Genomic DNA, 18749 nt, shown 5'->3' on the forward strand with positions numbered 1-18749 from the left:
ATTTTGGCTCTGCTGTTCAGCACTTTCTGTATGTTCAATAGTTTTTGTAAACGTCCTCTTGCTCATACGACACTCTGAACAATATCAGCATCTGTACCGCTACTCACTGCTGAAATGTTTGGAAAGTTGTTATGCGAGCCACTTACTAGAGCGTTTTGATTGTGCATGACTGCATTTATCTCTGCCATGATACCAAGTGCCAATGCTTCAGGACCGTCACCACCCAGCTTATAACCAATCGGATAGTGTAATTTATGGATGCCAGCATCCAAAATAGTAGGATTGCTAAGATTCATGCTGATTTCATTAATCAAGCGCTTAGTACGATAGCGTGGCCCCAACTGTCCTAAGTACTTATAATTGTCTGGATGCTTCAGCAGTATCGCTAGGCGAGCACGATCTTGACTCAAGCTGTGTGACATTAGCGCGACTGCTGCGTTATTACTCAGCTTAAGCAAAGTTTCACTGTCACCTAAAGGTAACGACATCACAGCGTCTGCTTGAGGAAACCGCATACGAGTTGCATATTGCGCGCGACTGTCTATAACTGTCACATGCCAATCTTGCAATTTAGCCATGGTCACCAGTGGCATTACATCATTACCTGCGCCGCAAATTAATAAACGCAATTGTGGTTGCAGGCGTTGCACGATCCACTCTGTTGTTACCTCACCATTTTCCACTGTCATGTATTCGGCATTATTATCAGACAATTTATATTGTGCTAGTTCTTCTGCGGTATCGTAGAGTGTACTTGAAGGATTTATTTCCTCTTGTTCTGAAATATCTCCTACACTACACTGTTCATCTAGATTAACCCGCATACCGATTTGCACATCATCACTGCTTCGCGATACAACATCTTGATGCTGATAGTCGTTAGCACGAATTAAAGTCGCCACAGTAATCGGCTGCTGAGTACGCCGAACGTTATGGATTAACTCTAACAATGGCTCAGCCGTTGCTAGTCGCTCAAACAATATATGTACTCGTCCATTACAACCCAGTCCAAAATTTAGCTCATCGAAGTCTGCGTCATCTAAATCGTCATCTAAGTCATTGTCTAAACTGTCATTTAAATCTCTATCTGTCTCGTCATGTATATCAGACTTAGTTTCGTTAACGCCTGCTTGCGCTTTACCATCGTCAGCGTATTCAATGTCATCACCAGTTTGATAAACCTGCACATTGGCACCATTACGCGTAAGCCAAAAAGCACGTTTGATAATATGCGGCTCCAAGCAACCACCACTAATCATCCCAACTGAGCGATCATCCTCACAGATGAGCATCATCGCGCCAGCACGGCGATACGCTGAACCCTCGGTACGTACGACTGTTGCCAATACAGCATCAATACCTTGCTGCTGAGCTTTGCTTGCCAGCCTAAGAATGTCAGCGACCTGATTCATAACACCTCTTATTTGATAATTACTTTCTTGATAATGACAGTACTGCTGATTAAGTTATAAAAACCCGCTCATTAAGCGGGTTCCTGTCGTACATATAGCTTAAAAAATTACTCTGGCATCTCGTAAAGCAGCTTGTCGAGCGTAATCGGAAAATCATAAACACTTACGCCAACGGCATTGTATATAGCATTAGCAATCGCAGCGGCAGCGCCGGCAATAGCCGTCTCACCAATACCTTTGATATGCATTGGGTTGGTATAAGAATCATCCTCTTCGACCAATATCACATCTAACTGCGGTACGTCGGCATTGACTGGTACGTGGTACTCGGCAAGGTCATGGTTACACAGACGACCGTCACGTTTGTCGTGGATGATCTCCTCCATCAATGCTGAACCAATACCAAATACCATGCCGCCATAGCATTGTGAGGTTGCAGTTTTGTGATTAAGAATACGACCTGCTGCAAATGCACCCGTCATACGTTTTACTCGGATTTCACCCGTGACTTTATGCACGGCTACTTCAGCGAAATTGGCACCAAAAGATGATTGACGATACTTTTTACCATTTTTACCTGGCTTTATCTGTCCTTTAGCACTAACTTTTTGCTCCTCATAACCTGCGACTACCTCGGTAAGCGCATATGACTCTTTATTCTCAAAATTATACTTTTCTGTTTCTGACAGTGTTTTTTCTTCTAATGCGTTCTCTGAAGTTGTATCGTGCTTGCCTACTTGCTTAATTTGACCATTATCCAGTTGTATCGTATCAGGATATAAGCCGACTTTTTCTGCTAGCATTTCACGTAGCTGCTCACAAGCTAGATATACTCCGCTACCTGCGCTCGCCGCACCCCAACTACCACCAGAACCTGATGCAGGTGGTAAGGCACTATCACCTAATTTCATCTCGATATGGTCAATGGGTAGCCCTAGTAAATCTGCAGCTACCTGAGAAAACACGGTATAAGACCCTGTACCGATATCTGTCATATCTGTTTCTATAACCGCCTTAATACCAAGTGCTTTTGATTTGTCGATTTGCAGCGTTGCTCGCGCTTCAGACGGTTGCAGCTGGTTACCACGTGCTGCCGCAGCCATCCCTGTCCCTATCCACCAGTCGCCTTCTAACTGACTGGCAGGCTTTGCGTTTCGCTGACTCCAACCGAACTGCTCAGCACCTTGCTCCATACAAGCAATCAGCTGACGCGTCGAAAATGGAATGTCTTTACTAGGGTCTTTTTCGGGTTCATTACGGCGACGCAGCTCTATAGGATCAATATCTAACTGCGCGGCCAACTCGTCCATTGCACATTCAACAGCAATCATACCGACCGCTTCACCAGGTGCTCGCATTGAGCCTGATAGCACTTGGTTCATATCGACCATTCCATAATTTACACGGCGGTTTTTACCGCGATATAAGTAATGAGTAGATAAGGCAGTTGGCTCAAAGAACGCTTCGTCTGGCAAATTGCTAGCAATGGTATCGTGTATCAAAGTATCGATAACACCATCGCAGTCACAGCCAATCGCAATGCGCTGCCGAGTGTTCGAGCGTCTGACCGTTGCTTCCATCACCTGTGGACGCGTCATTGTAATCAATACTGGACGACCAAGCTCTTTTGAAGCAATGGCAGCTGCGATAGATTCAGGGGCGATACCGAGCTTGCTACCAAAACCACCACCGACATAGTGCGCGATTAGCTGAACTTGATCTTTGTTTAAGTCTAGCGCATCCATCACTTGCTGCTTACAAGACGCAAGCATTTGATTGGCTGTATAAAGAACGAGCTTATCGCCTTCCCAGTGGGCTAATGTTGCGTGCGGCTCCATCGCCGAGCTGTTTTGACTCGGTGTATGATAAAAACGATCTAGTGTCACCTCAGCATCAATCAATCCTTGCTCTGGATCGCCTTGGACATAGTTTTTATCAGGGCCTTTTTTTTCATCGACTTCATGGGCGTTGGATAACTCTTTAGTAAAATTCAATGCCGCTTGGTCAGTCTCATCTTTATAAGTGACTTTAAGTGCGTTCGCTCCTTCCGTTGCTGCCTCAAAGGTTTCAGCGATGACCACTGCAATAGGCTGACCATGATAAAAAATCTCAGTCGCTCCCTGCTTCGGCGCTTTTTTTAATCCACCTTGCTGTGAATTACGCAAAAAGTGCTTAGGATCTGTCACAACCTTGATAATATCAGGAATGCAGTCTAAAGAACTGCTATCGATATTCTCGACTTGGCCTTTGGCAATGGTTGCACCGACCAAGACACCGTACGCTTTATTGTCTAAATAGATTTCGGCACTGTAAGGCGCTTGACCACTAACCTTTAGCGAACCGTCAACACGGTTGATAGGCTTACCAACCAATTTGCTCGCTGTTGTACTAAACAAAGACTCAACAGGCTCATCCATGATCATTTTTTTGGTCGGCTCTGACTGAGTTATTGATTCAAATAATAACATGATTATGCTCCCTCGCTCGCTAGTGCGCGCTGAATGACTTGTTTTAGTAGGCGACGCGTCAACGGTATCTTGAAGTCATTCTGACCATTACCTTTAGCATCCTTCAATAACAAATCAGCGGCTTGCGCGATAACGTCATTATTGCCATCGGTATTCGTTAATAATGCCTCAACTTCTTCGTTACGCCATGGCTCAGTACCGATACCACCAAATGCCAGTCGTACCGTCTTTAGATTGCCGCTATCATCAGTGTCTATCACTGCGCTACAGGATACCAGTGCAAAGGCATAAGAGGCGCGATCTCGCACTTTGTCATAGGTGTGCATGCCTTTGATAGGTGCAGGTAACACAACGTGAGTAATTAACTCGCCTGCCTCTAGTACGTTTTCGATATGCGGCGTATCTTTTGGTAAGCAATAAAAATCTTTAACATCAATAGTGCGAGTCGAGCCGTCAGGTTTGACTGTCTCGATAGTGGCATCCAACAAGCGCATGGCCACTGCCATATCAGACGGATGCTGAGCAATACAGGCATCGCTCGTACCTAAAATAGCCAGCGTACGGTTCTCGCCATTAATAGCAGGACAACCTGTGCCCGGCTCTCGCTTATTACAGGCGCTATCTGTTTGATAGAAGTAGTAACAACGGGTGCGCTGTAAAAAATTACCACCAGTCGTTGCTTTGTTACGCAGCTGACCTGTCGCCCCTGCCAAAATCGCTCGGGACAATACTGGGTAATTTTCAATAACATCAGGGTGCGCTGCCAAATCGCTATTGGTCACAAGCGTACCGATACGCAAACCACCGTCAGCAGTGGTTTCGACTTGTTCTAATTCCAAACGAGTAATATCGACCAATTTAATTGGCGTCTCGACCTCCAGTTTCATCAAGTCTAATAAGTTGGTACCACCTGCGATAAAAGAAGCCTCTTTATCACTGGCAGATATCGCGGCTTGCTCTGGTGCATCAGCACGGCTATATTCGAAGCGTTTCATGAGTGGCCTCCTGTGATACCAGTCGCTGTCTTACTATTTGTCGTATTGTTATCTGCTGAGGCCTTGCCAAGTTGCGCCTCACTCGGTGGCGGTGACCAAATACCTGTGACATTTGAGGTTTGCGCAGCGTTGTCTGTGGTTTGAATACTAGACTCTGACACTTCATTTTCAAGCACTTGTGAAATAGCTTTGATGATGTTCGGATAAGCTGAACAGCGACAAATGTTACCACTCATTCGCTCAGCAATTTCTTGTACAAGGAAACCATCAGGATTTTGCAAATCTGTGCTGACATGGCTTGGCCAGTTTTGTTTTACTTCTTCTATCAATGCAGTCGCTGAGCAAATCTGACCGGGTGTGCAATATCCACACTGAAAGGCGTCATTGTCTTTAAACGCTTGCTGCAACGCCGATAGTGAGTCTGGCGTTCCGATGCCTTCAATCGTGGTGATGTCATCGCCATTATGCATAAGAGCGAGCGTCAGACAGGAATTGACCCGTCGTCCATTGATAAGCATCGTACAAGCCCCGCATTGACCGTGGTCACAGCCTTTTTTGGGTCCAGTGATTTGCAGGTGCTGACGACAGACGTCGAGCAGTGTCGTACGGGTATCAAGATTTTCAAGCTGATAATCTTGCTTATTGATTGTTAAAGTCAAAGTAGACATGCTGGCTTCTCGCTGGCAGATGAACATAATAAAAAGCTGAAATACGCTTTAAAAAGAGAGCGTCGATAAATTTATTATGGCGTATGAAAAAAATTGTTTTGTTTTTACTTTGTAGGGATTCCAGTGTAGTTTTTAATCTACTAGACTCTAGAAATGTTAGCGCTACTAATAGGTGACATATTGTTTATCTTCAGTTTTTTACGTGATATCAGAGAGAGTTCCGATAAAAAAAGCCCCATAAACGGCAAGTTCATGGAGCTTTCAAATAGCTTTTTTCTATATAGAATTTGCTTACTGTATTTCTTAAATGCAACCTTTACGTAGCTAGCAACTGGCTACGCTTTCATGATAGTCGTTTTTTCATTAAAGCGTGATTTTGGTAACTCAGTATTAAGATCACCTTTACTACAGTAACCAAACGAAACGACCGCCACAGCAGTGTGACCTTTAATACGCAAATAAAACGCTTTTGTACTGTAATGCCGTTTTATCGCCTTAGCAATATTTTTCACCTGTGACTTCATTGTTGATATTAAGTTTTTATTCCCTCTCAGCGAATTTCTTCTTTAATTATCATTTCAACGAAGCCGCTCTGAATAAAAGCATATTCTAGGAATATGCCTGCTTGGCTAAGTATACGTAGATTTTATTATTACCGAGTCAACGTATCGAAAGAACGCCTACTTACTCGTTAATAATAGTTACAATTACGCTATCGAATTGGCGACTTAGACGGCGCAGACTACATTGTAATCACTTAGTCATTCTCTTAGTATGAACTGACTTGCTACCTAATCATTAAGTATATCTACTTGATTCCAACTAATACGCTACTATCTATACACCCCAAATAAAACATACATAATAGTATCTGTGAGGAAATATGAGCACATCAGAAAAACTGCTCCGAATAGACATCGTTTCAGACGTCGTTTGCCCTTGGTGCGTCATAGGCTATCGTCAATTAGCAGCAGCACTTGAGCAAACTAACACAGCTCACACCATCCACTGGCACCCATTTGAGCTAAACCCAAATATGCCAAGCGAGGGTCAAAACCTACGCGAACATATTATTGAAAAATACGGCTCTACTAAGCAAGAATCAGATGCTAGCCGAGTCAGAATGACTGAAGCTGGTTCCGAAGTTGGTTTTGAATTCAATTTCAACGATGACACACGCATGCACAACACTTTTAATTTGCATCAGCTGCTACATTTCGCTGATCAACAAGGCCGCATGCATGAGTTAAAACAAGCGTTATTTGCCGCGCATTTCACCAATAACAGAGACATCTCTGATATCAATGTGCTTGCCGATATTGCAGCAGAGACTGGGCTCGATCGTAGTGAATCATTGGCGGTATTAGAAGGTCAGTTCTTTGCAAATGAAGTTCGAGCAGAAGAGCAGCACTGGCAACAGCAAGGCATCCAAAGTGTACCAGCGATTATCTTTAATGAGCGTCATCTGGTCAGCGGCGCCCAAGGGGTCGAGAACTACATCAGTATATTAGAGCAATTGGCAAACATGACTGAATAAATCGCCTAACGTTATAAAAATGTCATTCTATAAAAGGATTGTTTATGTCTTCTGAACGCTTCCCCTCGATTATTGTGTTTGACGTCAATGAAACATTGCTCGACATCGACACACTAATGCCTTTATTCACGCGCGTCTTTGGTGAGCAAATAGTACTAAGAGAGTGGTTCGCTCAGCTAGTATTGTACTCACAAACCATGACATTGTCTGGTCTCTATACGTCTTTTGGCGAACTTGGCGTTGGGGCGTTGCAAATGGTTGCTGATATTAGACAAGTGACTTTGACAGACGACGACATCAATGAGTTCAAAGAAAGAATGAGTGCCCTGCCTGCTCATCCTGATGCTGCGCCTGCACTGACTCGTTTGCGCGATGCAGGGTTCCGACTGGTCACACTGACCAACTCAGCGAGCAGCACCTCTCCAACGCCACTAGAAAAAGCAGGTCTCAGTCAGTTCTTTGAGCAGCACTTCAGTATTGAGCCTGTTGGCAAGTTTAAGCCCGCACCTGAAACGTATCAGTTGGTGGCTGAGACATTAGATGTTGACATGTCAGAGATGTGTCTTGTTGCTTGTCACCTTTGGGATACTATAGGTGCTCAAGCGGCTGGTTGTCGCGGTGCGTTTTTGACCCGTCCTTATAATGCGATGCTGAACGCGCCCAATGTACCAGTTCCAGATTTGACCGCATCAGATTTATCGGTACTAGTCGATCAACTTATTAGCAAAAAAAGTGCTTAATACATCCAGCTAATAGGCTGTGTTTAGGCATAACGTACAAAAAAAGCTGCTTCAATATTGAAGCAGCTTTTTTCGTTTTAAAAGTATAATGTGAAAGCGATGACTACCATACAATAGCGTTAATATGTTCGTCAAAAACCCTACATCATAAAAGACTATGCATCGTAAAGCACCACACTTAAAAATTGACGACCGTACGAATACTTTCACCTTTGTGCATCAAGTCAAACGCTTCGTTAACGTCTTCTATTGGCATCGTATGAGTGATGAAATCTTGTAATGGAATCTCACCCGCTAGGTAGCGCTCGACATAACCTGGTAGTTCTGTGCGACCTTTTACACCGCCAAATGCTGAGCCTTTCCAAACTCGACCAGTCACTAACTGGAACGGACGAGTAGAAATTTCTTGCCCAGCACCAGCCACACCGATGATGACCGATTCACCCCAACCTTTATGACAGCACTCTAGCGCTGAACGCATGACATCAACGTTACCGATACATTCAAATGAATAATCAACACCGCCATCAGTCAACTCAACGATCACTTCGTGAATTGGTTTGTCATAGTTTTTAGGGTTGATAAAGTCAGTTGCGCCTAGCTTTTCGGCCAACTCAAACTTGCTTTCGTTAATATCAATTACGATGATACGGCTGGCTTTTGCCATAGCAGCGCCAATCACGGCTGACAGTCCGATACCGCCCATACCAAAGATAGCAACCGTTGCACCCTCTTCGACTTTTGCAGTATTCATGACTGCACCCATGCCGGTAGTCACACCACAACCGAGTAAGCAAACCTCTTCTAATGGGGCTTCTTTATTGACTTTGGCCAAAGAAATTTCTGGTAAAACCGTGTACTCAGAGAAAGTTGAGCAACCCATATAATGATAGATAGGCTCGCCATCTTTATAGAAACGCGTGGTACCATCTGGCATCAAGCCTTTACCCTGAGTCTCGCGTACTGCCGAGCAAAGATTGGTTTTGCCTGAGCGGCACATTTTACAGACGCCGCATTCTGCTGTGTATAACGGAATGACATGATCGCCGACCTGAACGCTGGTCACGCCCTCGCCCACTTGCTCAACGATACCGCCGCCTTCATGGCCCAAGATCGAAGGAAACACGCCTTCTGGATCTTCACCAGATAAGGTAAAAGCATCTGTGTGGCAGACACCGCTAGCGACGATTTTTACCAATACTTCGCCTTTACGCGGTAGCATGACGTCTACTTCTTCGATAGATAGTGGCTGGTTTGGACCCCACGCGATGGCTGCTTTTGATTTAATAAATTTATCGGACATAAAAATCTCTCTTTTAATTGATTGTTATTTATGGGTAATGACACAACAGTTTTGCTATAAGTACAAGCAGTTCTAATAAATTACTAATGCATGTTAGCGTTCACTATATCTACAGTTAAAACAAATAAAGATAGACTAAGCCGAGCTTATCTTGCCTGCCCTTTATAGGCAAGCATCGATGATAGTAAAACACCACTTTTTTACATTGATACTAACCATTATATTTGTTTCTGAGCTGATAACAATATGCTATATTTGCAAATATCTTTTACATACTGGTAATAATCATGCGCTGGGAAGGGATTAGTGAGTTTGTCTACGTAGCAGAATATGAGAGCTTTACGCGTGGTGCGAAAGAGCTTGGCATCTCGACTGCACAAGTCAGCCGCCAAATCAGCGCACTAGAGAAGCGCTTAAATATAAAGCTACTATATCGAACCACGCGCAGGGTCTCACTGACTGAAGAAGGCCGTGTTTTCTATCAGCACTGCCGCAGTGTGCTCGATGGGTTAGATGCGGCTGAGCAAGCCGTCAGTAACTTACAATCAAAGCCCCAAGGCAGGATAAAACTAACGGCGCCTGTGACTTACGGTGAGCAGCAGTTGTTACCACTCATCAATGATTTCATGATGCAGTATCACGATATCGAAGTGACTGCCTTTTTGAGTAACCAGAAAGTCGATTTGATTGAAGGGGGTTATGATTTGGCCATTCGTATTGGCAAACTGCATGACTCGACGATGATGGCAAAGAAACTTAGCCTGCGCACTAATTTTGTCTGCGCTGCGCCTTCTTATCTACAAAAACACGGTATACCGCATCATCTGAGTGATTTGAGTCAACATAATTGCCTATTGGGTACTCGTGACTACTGGCACTTTATAGATACCACTAAAGTAAAAGAGAACCGTGATACTCATGGTAGGGCGGACAACCAACAAACGAGTGTAGAAAGACACCTACGTGTCTCTGGTACTGTGCAATATAATAGCGGCTATAGTCTGGTCGATGCTGCGCTAAAAGGTCTGGGTATCGTACAGCTGCCTGATTATTATGTGCAAAAATATTTAGCGTCTGGTGAATTGGTTAGTTTGCTTGATGACTATAGAGAGCCTGAAGAAAGCATTTGGGCTGTTTATCCGCATAACCGTCATCTATCACCGAAGATTAGATTGTTAGTCGATTATCTGGCGGAACATTTGGTTTAACGTTCTGTTAAGAGCTGTTGCAATCACAAACCTGATTACGCACAATGAATATTCGATGTTGCTCATTATCGTCAGGTCTGACCATACTACAAATAACTTAAAGGTGTCATTATGATTAAAATCGTCTCTATCGCTGCGCTAGCAGTGGCTGTTTCCTCTTGTGCCAGTATCGATACGTTGTTGGATAAAACCAATAGCACTGGTGCGATGACAAATACAACAACCTCTATCAATGCTGAAAAAGGCTTGGTCACTTTACAGAGCAATCACTCTGTCCAAGATACTGCAGACAAACTGGTCTCAGTTATCGAAAGTAAAGGTATGAAGGTATTCGCGCGAGTCGATCATCAAAAAAATGCACAGGGTGTCGACTTATCATTGAGACCAACGCAAGTCGTTATGTTTGGTAATCCTAAAGCAGGTACGCCGTTAATGAACTGTGAGCAAACCGTTGCCATTGACTTGCCGCAAAAAATCCTAATTAGCGAAGATGCCGATAAGAAAGTATGGCTATCATATAACAACCCTGACTACCTCCAGACACGCCACAATATCGAAGGTTGCGATACCGAAATTGCCAATATCTCAAAAGCACTTAACGCTATCAGTACTGCAGCAACGGCAAAATAATGCGCTCAATACGTTTGAATAAATAAGTAAAACGGAAAATTGAAACTCTATTTACTTAATCTGCTTACTTGAAAGGCACTCCTATCAGGAATGACTAGATTGCTCTATCTGGTCATTCAATTCTACTTTTAATTTCTTTGCACACTCGATAATCTTTTTTCTATCGGCAGGAATGGCACCTTGCGCAATAGCGACTTCACGCATTTGGACCGTAATATCGTAGTGAGGATAGCTAGCGTTACGATGAAATAGACGCGCATCTACATCAATAAACGCCGCAAAATCATGCAGCTCTTGCAAACTATCCGCTAGCATATGACACCACTTATGGCCTTTAAATTTTATCTGCACAAAATCTACATATATCGCCATACAACCGCCTCTCTTACTTATTCACTGGTTCGCTTATCTAACTTGTTGTCAATAAAATACCTTTGCAACTTAATGGCACTATCATCAAAAATCTTTATAACAATGCGCGCACATCTTTTTTAAGTTGTTTGAGTCGTTCTTGATATTCATTGTGACTGGTATCAAATGTACTCAGTCGTCCATAGCGTAACTGACGGTAGTTTTGTCTAATTTCAACAAGCTTTGTCTGAATAACGATTGGGTCGTTACTATCTGTTAGCTGACTTGTAGCAGATTGGGCATTGTTATCCTGACGGCTATCAATAGCCGATGCCAGACGTTCCAGCCACGCTAGCTGCCCTTCATTATCCTTGCGGGCTAATAGTTTATCGTACTTGGCAATACGTTTTGAGAGCTGAGCAAGAGGTAGGTCTGCTGGATGCCAACGCTTACGGCAACGATACCAAATGACAAATACTAGGATAGCCATAACAGAAACCGCACTGGTGGCTAGCCAAATGATTTGCTGCATGATTGAGCTGATATTGAACCATTTGAGTAGCGAGTCGGCCTGTTTGTCTTGGTCATAGCCGACTACGTCTTTTTGCCAGTAGTAGCTCGCTTGGTCTGATAGTCGACGTAGCTTTTGTAGCATTTGATACTGCTGATAGTTGATTTGTGCACTGGCACCATTGCCGAACATAGCCGCCCCTTGCTGCTCGGTCATCGTATTCATGCCTTGCTCTACTCGCTCAGGCGCCACAAAGGCTGTCGGATCTACACGTACCCAGCCTTGACCTTCAAGCCAAACTTCAGTCCACGCATGCGCATCCATCTGACGCACTTCCCATACGTTACCATTACGACTAGGCTCACCGCCTTGATAGCCCGCTACTACTCGTGCAGGAATACCAGCGGCGCGTAGCATAAAGGTAAAGCTTGATGAGTAATGCTCACAAAACCCTGCTTTGGTTTCAAATAAAAACTCGTCAATACGATTGGTATTAAGCCGTGGTGGCGACAACGTATAGCGAAACTCTGTTCGATTGATCCATTGCTCGATAGCAGCTATATAGCGAACAGGATCTGAGCCTGATTGCTCAAATAACTGCTTAGCAAGCGCGCGTGCTTGAGGATTACCTTCATTAGGCAAAGCAAGGTTTTCACGTCTTGATGCCTCGGTCAGAACCGGATCAATACGCATCTGGGCAAACTGCAACACATCATAGCGAAGCTGCTGTGTAACAGGTTGCTCTTTTGATAAGGTGAATTCAGAGGTAGTATTGATATCTGGCTGCTGAGAAAACGGATAATCAAGACCGAATAGCCAGTTCTGCTGCGTGGGTTCTAAGATAATTTTGTAATTAACAGGTGCTGCTCTTGATTCATCAGGTACAGTCGCAAAAGCATTCTGAATCCATGCAGGGGCTTGCAATCTCGACGACCATTGATCCCTTTGAGGGGCTGGACGCCATGTGACACCATCGAAATCACTAAATACCAAGCCGCGCCAATACAATTGCTGTTGCGGCGGGCGATCATCAGCAAACTCTACACGAAAGGCCAGCTCAGTCGACTGGCCTAAATTGGCAAAATCACCAGGGGACATACTATCAGACACACCTGTGGTGGCTTGCTGACCTGAGAGTTGTACCGACCACAGTGGTGGCAGTCTCGGAAAAAACAAAAATAGCACCACTAATAATGGCAATGCGCCAACCCCTAACACGCCCAGTGTACGCAAGCGTCCATCACCGCTAGCATTGCTATCGTCATTAAGCGCAATAAATGCGAGCAATATAATGACTGCTCCAACGATCACTTCTAAAGTAGTCAGTAAACCTTGATTCATCAAAAATAGGGCCGTAAGTACGAACAACGATAGATTCAGCACTACATAGGCATCGCGGCGCTTATACAGCTCCCACAATTTACTAACTAGGCATAACACTAAAAATGCCACACCCATATCAAGCCCAAATGCCGTATTATAGGTCAACCACAGACCTAATAGCCCCAGCAAAAATCCCAGCATTTGCATACTTTGATAGATACGTTTTAGGTGCGACAGTTTTTTGAATTTAGCTTTGATATGAGGCAATTGAGCAGCGATACTGACAGCGGCAAATCCTATCAGCCATAATGGTAAATGTGCAGAATGCGGCAACACAACGACTACTTGAGCAATTAATACCCAGTAATAAGCTGGTAGTGCCAATAGTTTACGATACCATTTAGTATCATTTAGCTCAGGTTGAAGCGAGATTTTTTGACCTAAGGCCAACTGCTCAAAGCTGGCCGCTTGTGTAGCGTCGGCCTCAGAATACTCTGTGGACAGTACGTCAGCATCAGTAGAAGATAAGCCTTTAGAATTGGTCATGGTGCTTTTGCAAGCCTTAGCAAGCATGCTTGCGCAAAGGATTCTCCGTTACCCATCTCCGCAATAGCAGGATTATCACTAGGTAAACGCATTTTAAACGGCACGCCTAGCTGACCTAACGTCAATGCCCCATAAGCCAATTGTGCAAGTTTTTGTTCATGATGTGCGGCCGGCATATCTGCATAATCAAGCGTTTGCTCGTGACCGACCGGATCAGCGAAGTGCTTAGTCAGCATACCTTGTCCCCGTGCCACGTGCCCCCAAGAAACTCGTGCCAATGACTCACCCTCGACATAGTTATCTAACCGCTCAAAGTCGTCTTGACCCTGTCTATACTGCCCGCCTGTGGGTAAATCCTCTAAGCTTACGACTGCATGTTTTTCTTGCCAGTCAAAGGCTTCAGGCTTTGGATATATCCAAGCCGTACGCGCAAAGTAGACATAAGACCATGCACGCATGATACCTAAGGGATAAACTGTTTTTATTTTTAGCCGTGGCAGCTCAAGCTCACCACGAGTATCGGTATGGACAGGTAACCGAATGATTTGCTCACCTTGCAACCGCGTGATAAGCACTGAGTTTTGTGCGCTTATGCCATTTTTGGTTTTCTTATTGGCTAACTGCTCAAATTCAAACAGCAACTGGCGTCTTGGTTGGCGGCTATCACTATTTAGTTGTAGTGTCACCCAAACAGGCAAACCTGCTTCTGTCATAGTGACTTCTAGCAAACGTACCTTTAAGCCCGATATATGAGCAAAAGTAACATGAAAACTAATTAGCCAAACACTGACCAGATAAAAGCATAAACCCAGCACCAAATTATTGCCATAATTGATACCCGCGATAAAGGTAATTACTAACAATACAGCGAATAGCATTCCTTCACGACTAAAAAAAATATAAACGTTACGTAAGTTAAGCGTAGCACTATCACTTTTAGGGGCGCGTGAGGCAAACCAACGGCTCAGTGCTGATTTAAATGGTGCGGTTAATGCCTTTGGCAACAAGCTCATGACTACCTTATTATTACCATCTGATTGACAATGTTGTCGGTGTTTGTATTTGTATTTGTATTTGTATTTGTATTTATATCCGACTGACAGACTCAGGAATAGAACGATATAGTTGATTCAGGACAATTTAAATATAAGAAAAGCGGGTAAAAATACTGTAAATAATGAACTAGGTGGAGTTGATATTTTTTAAACTATATAGCTTTGACTATGTAAGAGACCATGATCAATTGATGTAGTTACTCAATACAGGTAAACAATATATCAACTGCTAAGCGACAACTGACACTTCTGCTAGGATACGTTGGGCAATAGTTTTAGTCGCTTGTCCACCAGTCACATGCGCAGGTACAAAGCGCTGGCCGAGACGATGATCGGTGACCGCAGCAAATACCGCTTGGATATCTTCAGGTGTCACTTCCATATATCCTGATACATAGGCATGCGCTTGGGCGGCGCGTTGCAGCGATAACACGCCGCGAGGTGATAAGCCATGATACTCTTGGCTTGCACGAGTTTTTGCAACCAGTCTTTGCAGGTAATCTAATACTGTATCTGCCACATAAACCTGCCTGACAGCTTGCTGAGCCAATAGTACAGCCTCAGTATCAAGCACTGTATCTAAACCTTTAAGTAGCTCGCGACGATCTTTACCTTTTAGCAGCTCACGCTCTGCGGTAGGTGACGGGTAACCCAGTGATAAGCATAACAAGAATCTATCTAGCTGCGACTCTGGCAGCGGATAAACACCTGCTTGTTGCAATGGGTTTTGAGTGGCAATGACAAAGAAAGGCTGCGGCAAAGGATATGTCTGACCATCTTGCGTGACTTGTCGCTCCTCCATCGCTTCAAGTAGCGCGCTTTGTGTTTTGGGACTGGAGCGGTTGATTTCATCAGCTAGTAATAACTGAGTAAATATGGGGCCCGGACGAAACTCGAATTGCTGTTTATTTTGGTCATAGATGCTCATACCTAGAATATCAGCTGGCAACATATCATTGGTAAACTGTACTCGACTGAAGCTCAAACCTAATAACTGTGCTAAGCCCTGCGCCAGAGTCGTCTTACCCATACCAGGCAAGTCCTGCAATAACAAATGGCCGCCTGCTAAGATACAACTGAGTGCCAACCTAACAGCTTGCGGTTTATCCAATACAATTTGATTTAATTGCGCTATTAGCTGTGCAATTTTCTGCTGATTGTATTGAATATCAGCTACATTAAGATTAGTTTGGCTAAGTGTTGTGGTTGTTGATGTATGTGATGATATATCGTTAGCTGCATGGGTCATAGTAGGTTATTAACTCATTTTTTAGGTCGCAATGATAATAATTTAGATATCAATTCACATCATCTGTAACGGCAGGTGCAGCAGCTCGTAGTGTGGATAAATAAGCAATGATATCAGCACGCTCTTTAGCATCCGGCATCGGGTCAGATAACATTTTGGAGTCTGGCATGGCTTTTTGCGCATCTGCAATATATGGATCGAGTGTCTCTGCGTCCCAGACCCAACCTGATTCTTCCAACCCTTTACTATAGGTATAATCTTTTAATTCGGCAGCCGGCGCACCATATATATTCATTAGTTGTGGGCCTTTTTTATTCAAGCCCGCATTGCGTTGATGACATTGACCGCAAGCATCTTTATAGATTATTGAGCCATTGTCAGCATCCCCTTCAGTATATAGAGGCAGGGTCACGGGATTACGGTGGTCAGGTGGTGTTTTCTCACAAGCTGTGAGCAATAGAACAGCAGCCAAAAGGCTGCTCATTTGATATTTACTGATAAGTGACATTTTTAGCAATCTTTGGTTGAAGAATATCATCGTCATAACACAAACAATATGACGTACTGGCCTTTTAACTCGCTACCTTCATTGTACTACTAGGCTCTTCTAAGTAATAACCTTGTAAATAGCGTGCACCCACACTCCAAGCGACTGACATCGTTGCTGCATCCTCAATATAAGGCATGAGCACGTCAACTTTGATCTCGTTAGTACGTATGATAAGAGACTTAACCGTTTCTAGATTTTCTGCTGAACTAATATCTTGAACATAGCTACGCGCTAAGCGTACCATATTAGGTTGGACAAAATTGGCAATTTCAATAGATTTAACGGAAGAGCCAAAATTATTAATACCAATTTGACAGCTGACAGCATTGAGTGCAGAAAATTGAGATTTCGCGATGGTCAAATGCTCAGAGATATCTATTTCATTGAACTGTAGCGTTAATACACCAGCTGCGCCGCCTACTGCTTTTATCAGCTGACTTGCCACTAGCGGCAATTTTTTATCGACCAATGAAGCACTGGTTAACTGTACTAACAGTTTTGCTTCAGGATATGATTTACGGACATCATTGACTTTTTTACAGGCATTGATAAGTACCCATCGATCTATCTTTTCTAGTAACTGATGCTTCTTAGCCACTGCCATGAACTGATCAGGGGTTAGTACCGTATTGTCAGCATCGGACAATGGTAGTCGTAGATATACTTCAAAAAAATCGCTACGATCGTTGTTGATATCGTATATTGATTGAAATGATAGCTCAAAGCGATTATTAGTAATGGCGTCAACCAACGATTCAGCAAGGGCATGATCATCACTATTGGCATGTTCGCTTGGATCATATATGTGGTAAGACCCACCGCTATTAGAAGTCTCTACCATGATTTGACTCATAGCGTCCATAGCACGTTCTAATATGATAGTGGGCTCTGCGGTGTTCTTTTCAATTCTGACAACGGCAGTACTAACCGTTGTATTTGTGGTGCGTTTATCAACTTCAATAAACATATTCTTGATAGTTGAGCCGATACACGCAGCAATCTCTTCAAGATCGCTTGTTGTCTTATTTTTCACTAATATTGTAAATGCGGTATCACTAAAACGGCTAACATGACCATCAGATACTAGCTCATCTAACATATAGGCAACTTGTTTAACCGTAGCGTCTATTCCTTGTAGACCTAAGCTACTTCTTATTTTACCTACATTATCAAGCTGCACATATAGTAGCGCCGCCGTCGCCAATCCTTGTACTGCCTGCTGATGTATTATTATCATCTGCTCTTCAAAGCCGCGACGATTATCGAGACCTGTCAAATTGTCTTTGCGCTCAGCTGCAGCTAAGCGCTTAGCAACCTCTACACTATTACTATTATTTTGTTGAATAATAATTTGAGTGACGGGCTCACCTTCCAGTGTTGCCGATGCCAATTGTAATTTCGCTTCAAACGTGCTGCCGTCTGTCCGCATACTTTCAAAGTTGAACTCAACGTCTTGACGACTGCCTTTATCGAATTGACGTAAGAACTGTTTAAACCCTTTGACACTATCCACACTTGAAATCAGGTCAATAATAGGGATGCCTATCACTTCGTTCATCGATTTAAAACCGAATAGCTGAAGGTAAGGATCATTGGCAAAGATATGAACCCCCTCATCGATATAAGCGACCGCGCTCTTAGAATTCTTAATCAACACGTTAGCACGTTGCTCTGCTTCAGAAAGCACTTGGCGTAAGGTTTTTAGCTCACGGCGACTGCGCAAACTACTATGCTGTAAGCAAATGGCCATCACGACTGGCATTTCTTGGTCCACTTTAAGCGCTTTGACCATGGTGCCACTAATAATAGTAGGTAGTCCTTCCTCATTGTAACCAGTCGATGCTACCTCGTCGCTCATCAAACAGATCATCGGCAAATCGATATCTTGCTCTTGAACAATGCTTACCACATCTGTAAAGCTCATATCATAAGCCTTACCAAATACTAAGACATCCCACGATTGACGTAAAAGTTTCAACAGCTCTTCTTTATCGTCTAAAAACCCCAAATTCACATTGTCATAATAAGGACTCAATAATTGCACAAGACGTTCAGCGTAAAGCTGATCATCATTAATCACCAATAAATTCAAGAGAGATTGAGAGCGCATAGGGAGCCTTTTAGTCGTATTTTTATCTTGGTACCTTACACCTTTCATTCAAACTAGACTAACATGAAAAAAGCACTAGAATGAATCTCAGAA

The 18749-nt window shown here is 43.6% G+C and carries 16 protein-coding genes; 4 read left to right on the forward strand and 12 right to left on the reverse strand.

All coding sequences use genetic code 11. The features are described 5' to 3' along the window. Positions 1 to 62: 62 nt before the first annotated feature. The 5 genes from ACT3QQ_RS10045 to ACT3QQ_RS10065 all read right to left on the reverse strand — a co-directional run bounded on the left by ACT3QQ_RS10045 (position 63) and on the right by ACT3QQ_RS10065 (position 6055). The gene (locus ACT3QQ_RS10045; protein ID WP_444527904.1) at positions 63 to 1412 is read right to left on the reverse strand and encodes an XdhC family protein; all 1350 of its coding nucleotides are present in this window, start codon (positions 1410 to 1412) and stop codon (positions 63 to 65) included. Between the two features lie 107 nt (positions 1413 to 1519). Next, a complete protein-coding gene (locus ACT3QQ_RS10050; RefSeq protein WP_444527905.1) occupies positions 1520 to 3880 on the reverse strand; it encodes a molybdopterin cofactor-binding domain-containing protein in 2361 nt (786 codons plus the stop codon). 2 nt (positions 3881 to 3882) lie between these two features. Next, the gene (locus ACT3QQ_RS10055) at positions 3883 to 4875 is read right to left on the reverse strand and encodes an FAD binding domain-containing protein (RefSeq protein ID WP_444527906.1); all 993 of its coding nucleotides are present in this window, start codon (positions 4873 to 4875) and stop codon (positions 3883 to 3885) included. Further along, positions 4872 to 5543 carry a 2Fe-2S iron-sulfur cluster-binding protein gene (locus tag ACT3QQ_RS10060; RefSeq protein WP_444521853.1) on the reverse strand — a complete coding sequence of 224 codons (672 nt, stop codon included), beginning with the start codon at positions 5541 to 5543 and terminating at the stop codon, positions 4872 to 4874. Before ACT3QQ_RS10060 ends, ACT3QQ_RS10055 begins: the two co-directional genes overlap by 4 nt. 335 nt (positions 5544 to 5878) lie before the next feature. Beyond that, positions 5879 to 6055 (reverse strand): hypothetical protein, encoded by a 177-nt coding sequence (locus ACT3QQ_RS10065; RefSeq protein ID WP_444527907.1) that lies wholly within the window; start codon positions 6053 to 6055, stop codon positions 5879 to 5881. Between the two features lie 371 nt (positions 6056 to 6426). On the opposite strand from ACT3QQ_RS10065, the gene ACT3QQ_RS10070 reads away from it, so the two are divergent. After that, a complete protein-coding gene (locus ACT3QQ_RS10070) occupies positions 6427 to 7080 on the forward strand; it encodes a DsbA family oxidoreductase (RefSeq protein WP_444521852.1) in 654 nt (217 codons plus the stop codon). Positions 7081 to 7124: 44 nt separating this feature from the next. Continuing rightward, positions 7125 to 7820, forward strand: coding sequence for a haloacid dehalogenase type II (locus tag ACT3QQ_RS10075; protein ID WP_444527908.1), 696 nt, complete (start codon positions 7125 to 7127; stop codon positions 7818 to 7820). A gap of 178 nt (positions 7821 to 7998) precedes the next feature. On the opposite strand, the gene ACT3QQ_RS10080 is transcribed toward ACT3QQ_RS10075, so the two are convergent. Next, positions 7999 to 9123, reverse strand: a complete 1125-nt coding sequence (locus tag ACT3QQ_RS10080; RefSeq protein WP_444522416.1) for an S-(hydroxymethyl)glutathione dehydrogenase/class III alcohol dehydrogenase — start codon at positions 9121 to 9123, stop codon at positions 7999 to 8001. A gap of 287 nt (positions 9124 to 9410) precedes the next feature. Here ACT3QQ_RS10080 and ACT3QQ_RS10085 point away from each other — a divergent pair, with 287 nt between their 5' ends. Together ACT3QQ_RS10085 and ACT3QQ_RS10090 are read left to right on the forward strand one after the other, a co-directional pair. Then, entirely contained in the window at positions 9411 to 10331 is a 921-nt protein-coding gene (locus tag ACT3QQ_RS10085; RefSeq protein ID WP_444527909.1) for a LysR family transcriptional regulator, read from the forward strand. Between the two features lie 111 nt (positions 10332 to 10442). Next, positions 10443 to 10961 carry a DUF302 domain-containing protein gene (locus ACT3QQ_RS10090; protein WP_444527910.1) on the forward strand — a complete coding sequence of 173 codons (519 nt, stop codon included), beginning with the start codon at positions 10443 to 10445 and terminating at the stop codon, positions 10959 to 10961. Positions 10962 to 11045: 84 nt separating this feature from the next. Here the strand turns inward: ACT3QQ_RS10090 and ACT3QQ_RS10095 are convergent, their stop codons facing one another. The 6 genes from ACT3QQ_RS10095 to ACT3QQ_RS10120 all read right to left on the reverse strand — a co-directional run bounded on the left by ACT3QQ_RS10095 (position 11046) and on the right by ACT3QQ_RS10120 (position 18656). Further along, the gene (locus ACT3QQ_RS10095; RefSeq protein WP_444527911.1) at positions 11046 to 11333 is read right to left on the reverse strand and encodes a DUF4031 domain-containing protein; all 288 of its coding nucleotides are present in this window, start codon (positions 11331 to 11333) and stop codon (positions 11046 to 11048) included. Positions 11334 to 11427: 94 nt separating this feature from the next. Next, positions 11428 to 13692: a transglutaminase family protein gene (locus ACT3QQ_RS10100; protein ID WP_444527912.1), complete on the reverse strand. Its 2265-nt coding sequence runs from the start codon at positions 13690 to 13692 to the stop codon at positions 11428 to 11430. Beyond that, a complete protein-coding gene (locus tag ACT3QQ_RS10105; RefSeq protein WP_444527913.1) occupies positions 13689 to 14705 on the reverse strand; it encodes a hypothetical protein in 1017 nt (338 codons plus the stop codon). The genes ACT3QQ_RS10100 and ACT3QQ_RS10105 overlap by 4 nt, the downstream gene beginning before the upstream one ends. 271 nt (positions 14706 to 14976) lie before the next feature. Beyond that, complete coding sequence (locus tag ACT3QQ_RS10110; protein WP_444527914.1) at positions 14977 to 15996, reverse strand: AAA family ATPase; 1020 nt, start codon at positions 15994 to 15996, stop codon at positions 14977 to 14979. A 49-nt stretch (positions 15997 to 16045) separates the two neighbouring features. Next, positions 16046 to 16504: a c-type cytochrome gene (locus tag ACT3QQ_RS10115; RefSeq protein WP_444527915.1), complete on the reverse strand. Its 459-nt coding sequence runs from the start codon at positions 16502 to 16504 to the stop codon at positions 16046 to 16048. A 64-nt stretch (positions 16505 to 16568) separates the two neighbouring features. Continuing rightward, positions 16569 to 18656, reverse strand: coding sequence for an EAL domain-containing protein (locus tag ACT3QQ_RS10120; RefSeq protein ID WP_444527916.1), 2088 nt, complete (start codon positions 18654 to 18656; stop codon positions 16569 to 16571). Positions 18657 to 18749 lie beyond the last annotated feature (93 nt).

The organism is Psychrobacter sp. AOP7-A1-24 (assembly GCF_052376235.1).
In the GTDB taxonomy this organism is placed as follows: Bacteria; Pseudomonadota; Gammaproteobacteria; order Pseudomonadales; family Moraxellaceae; genus Psychrobacter.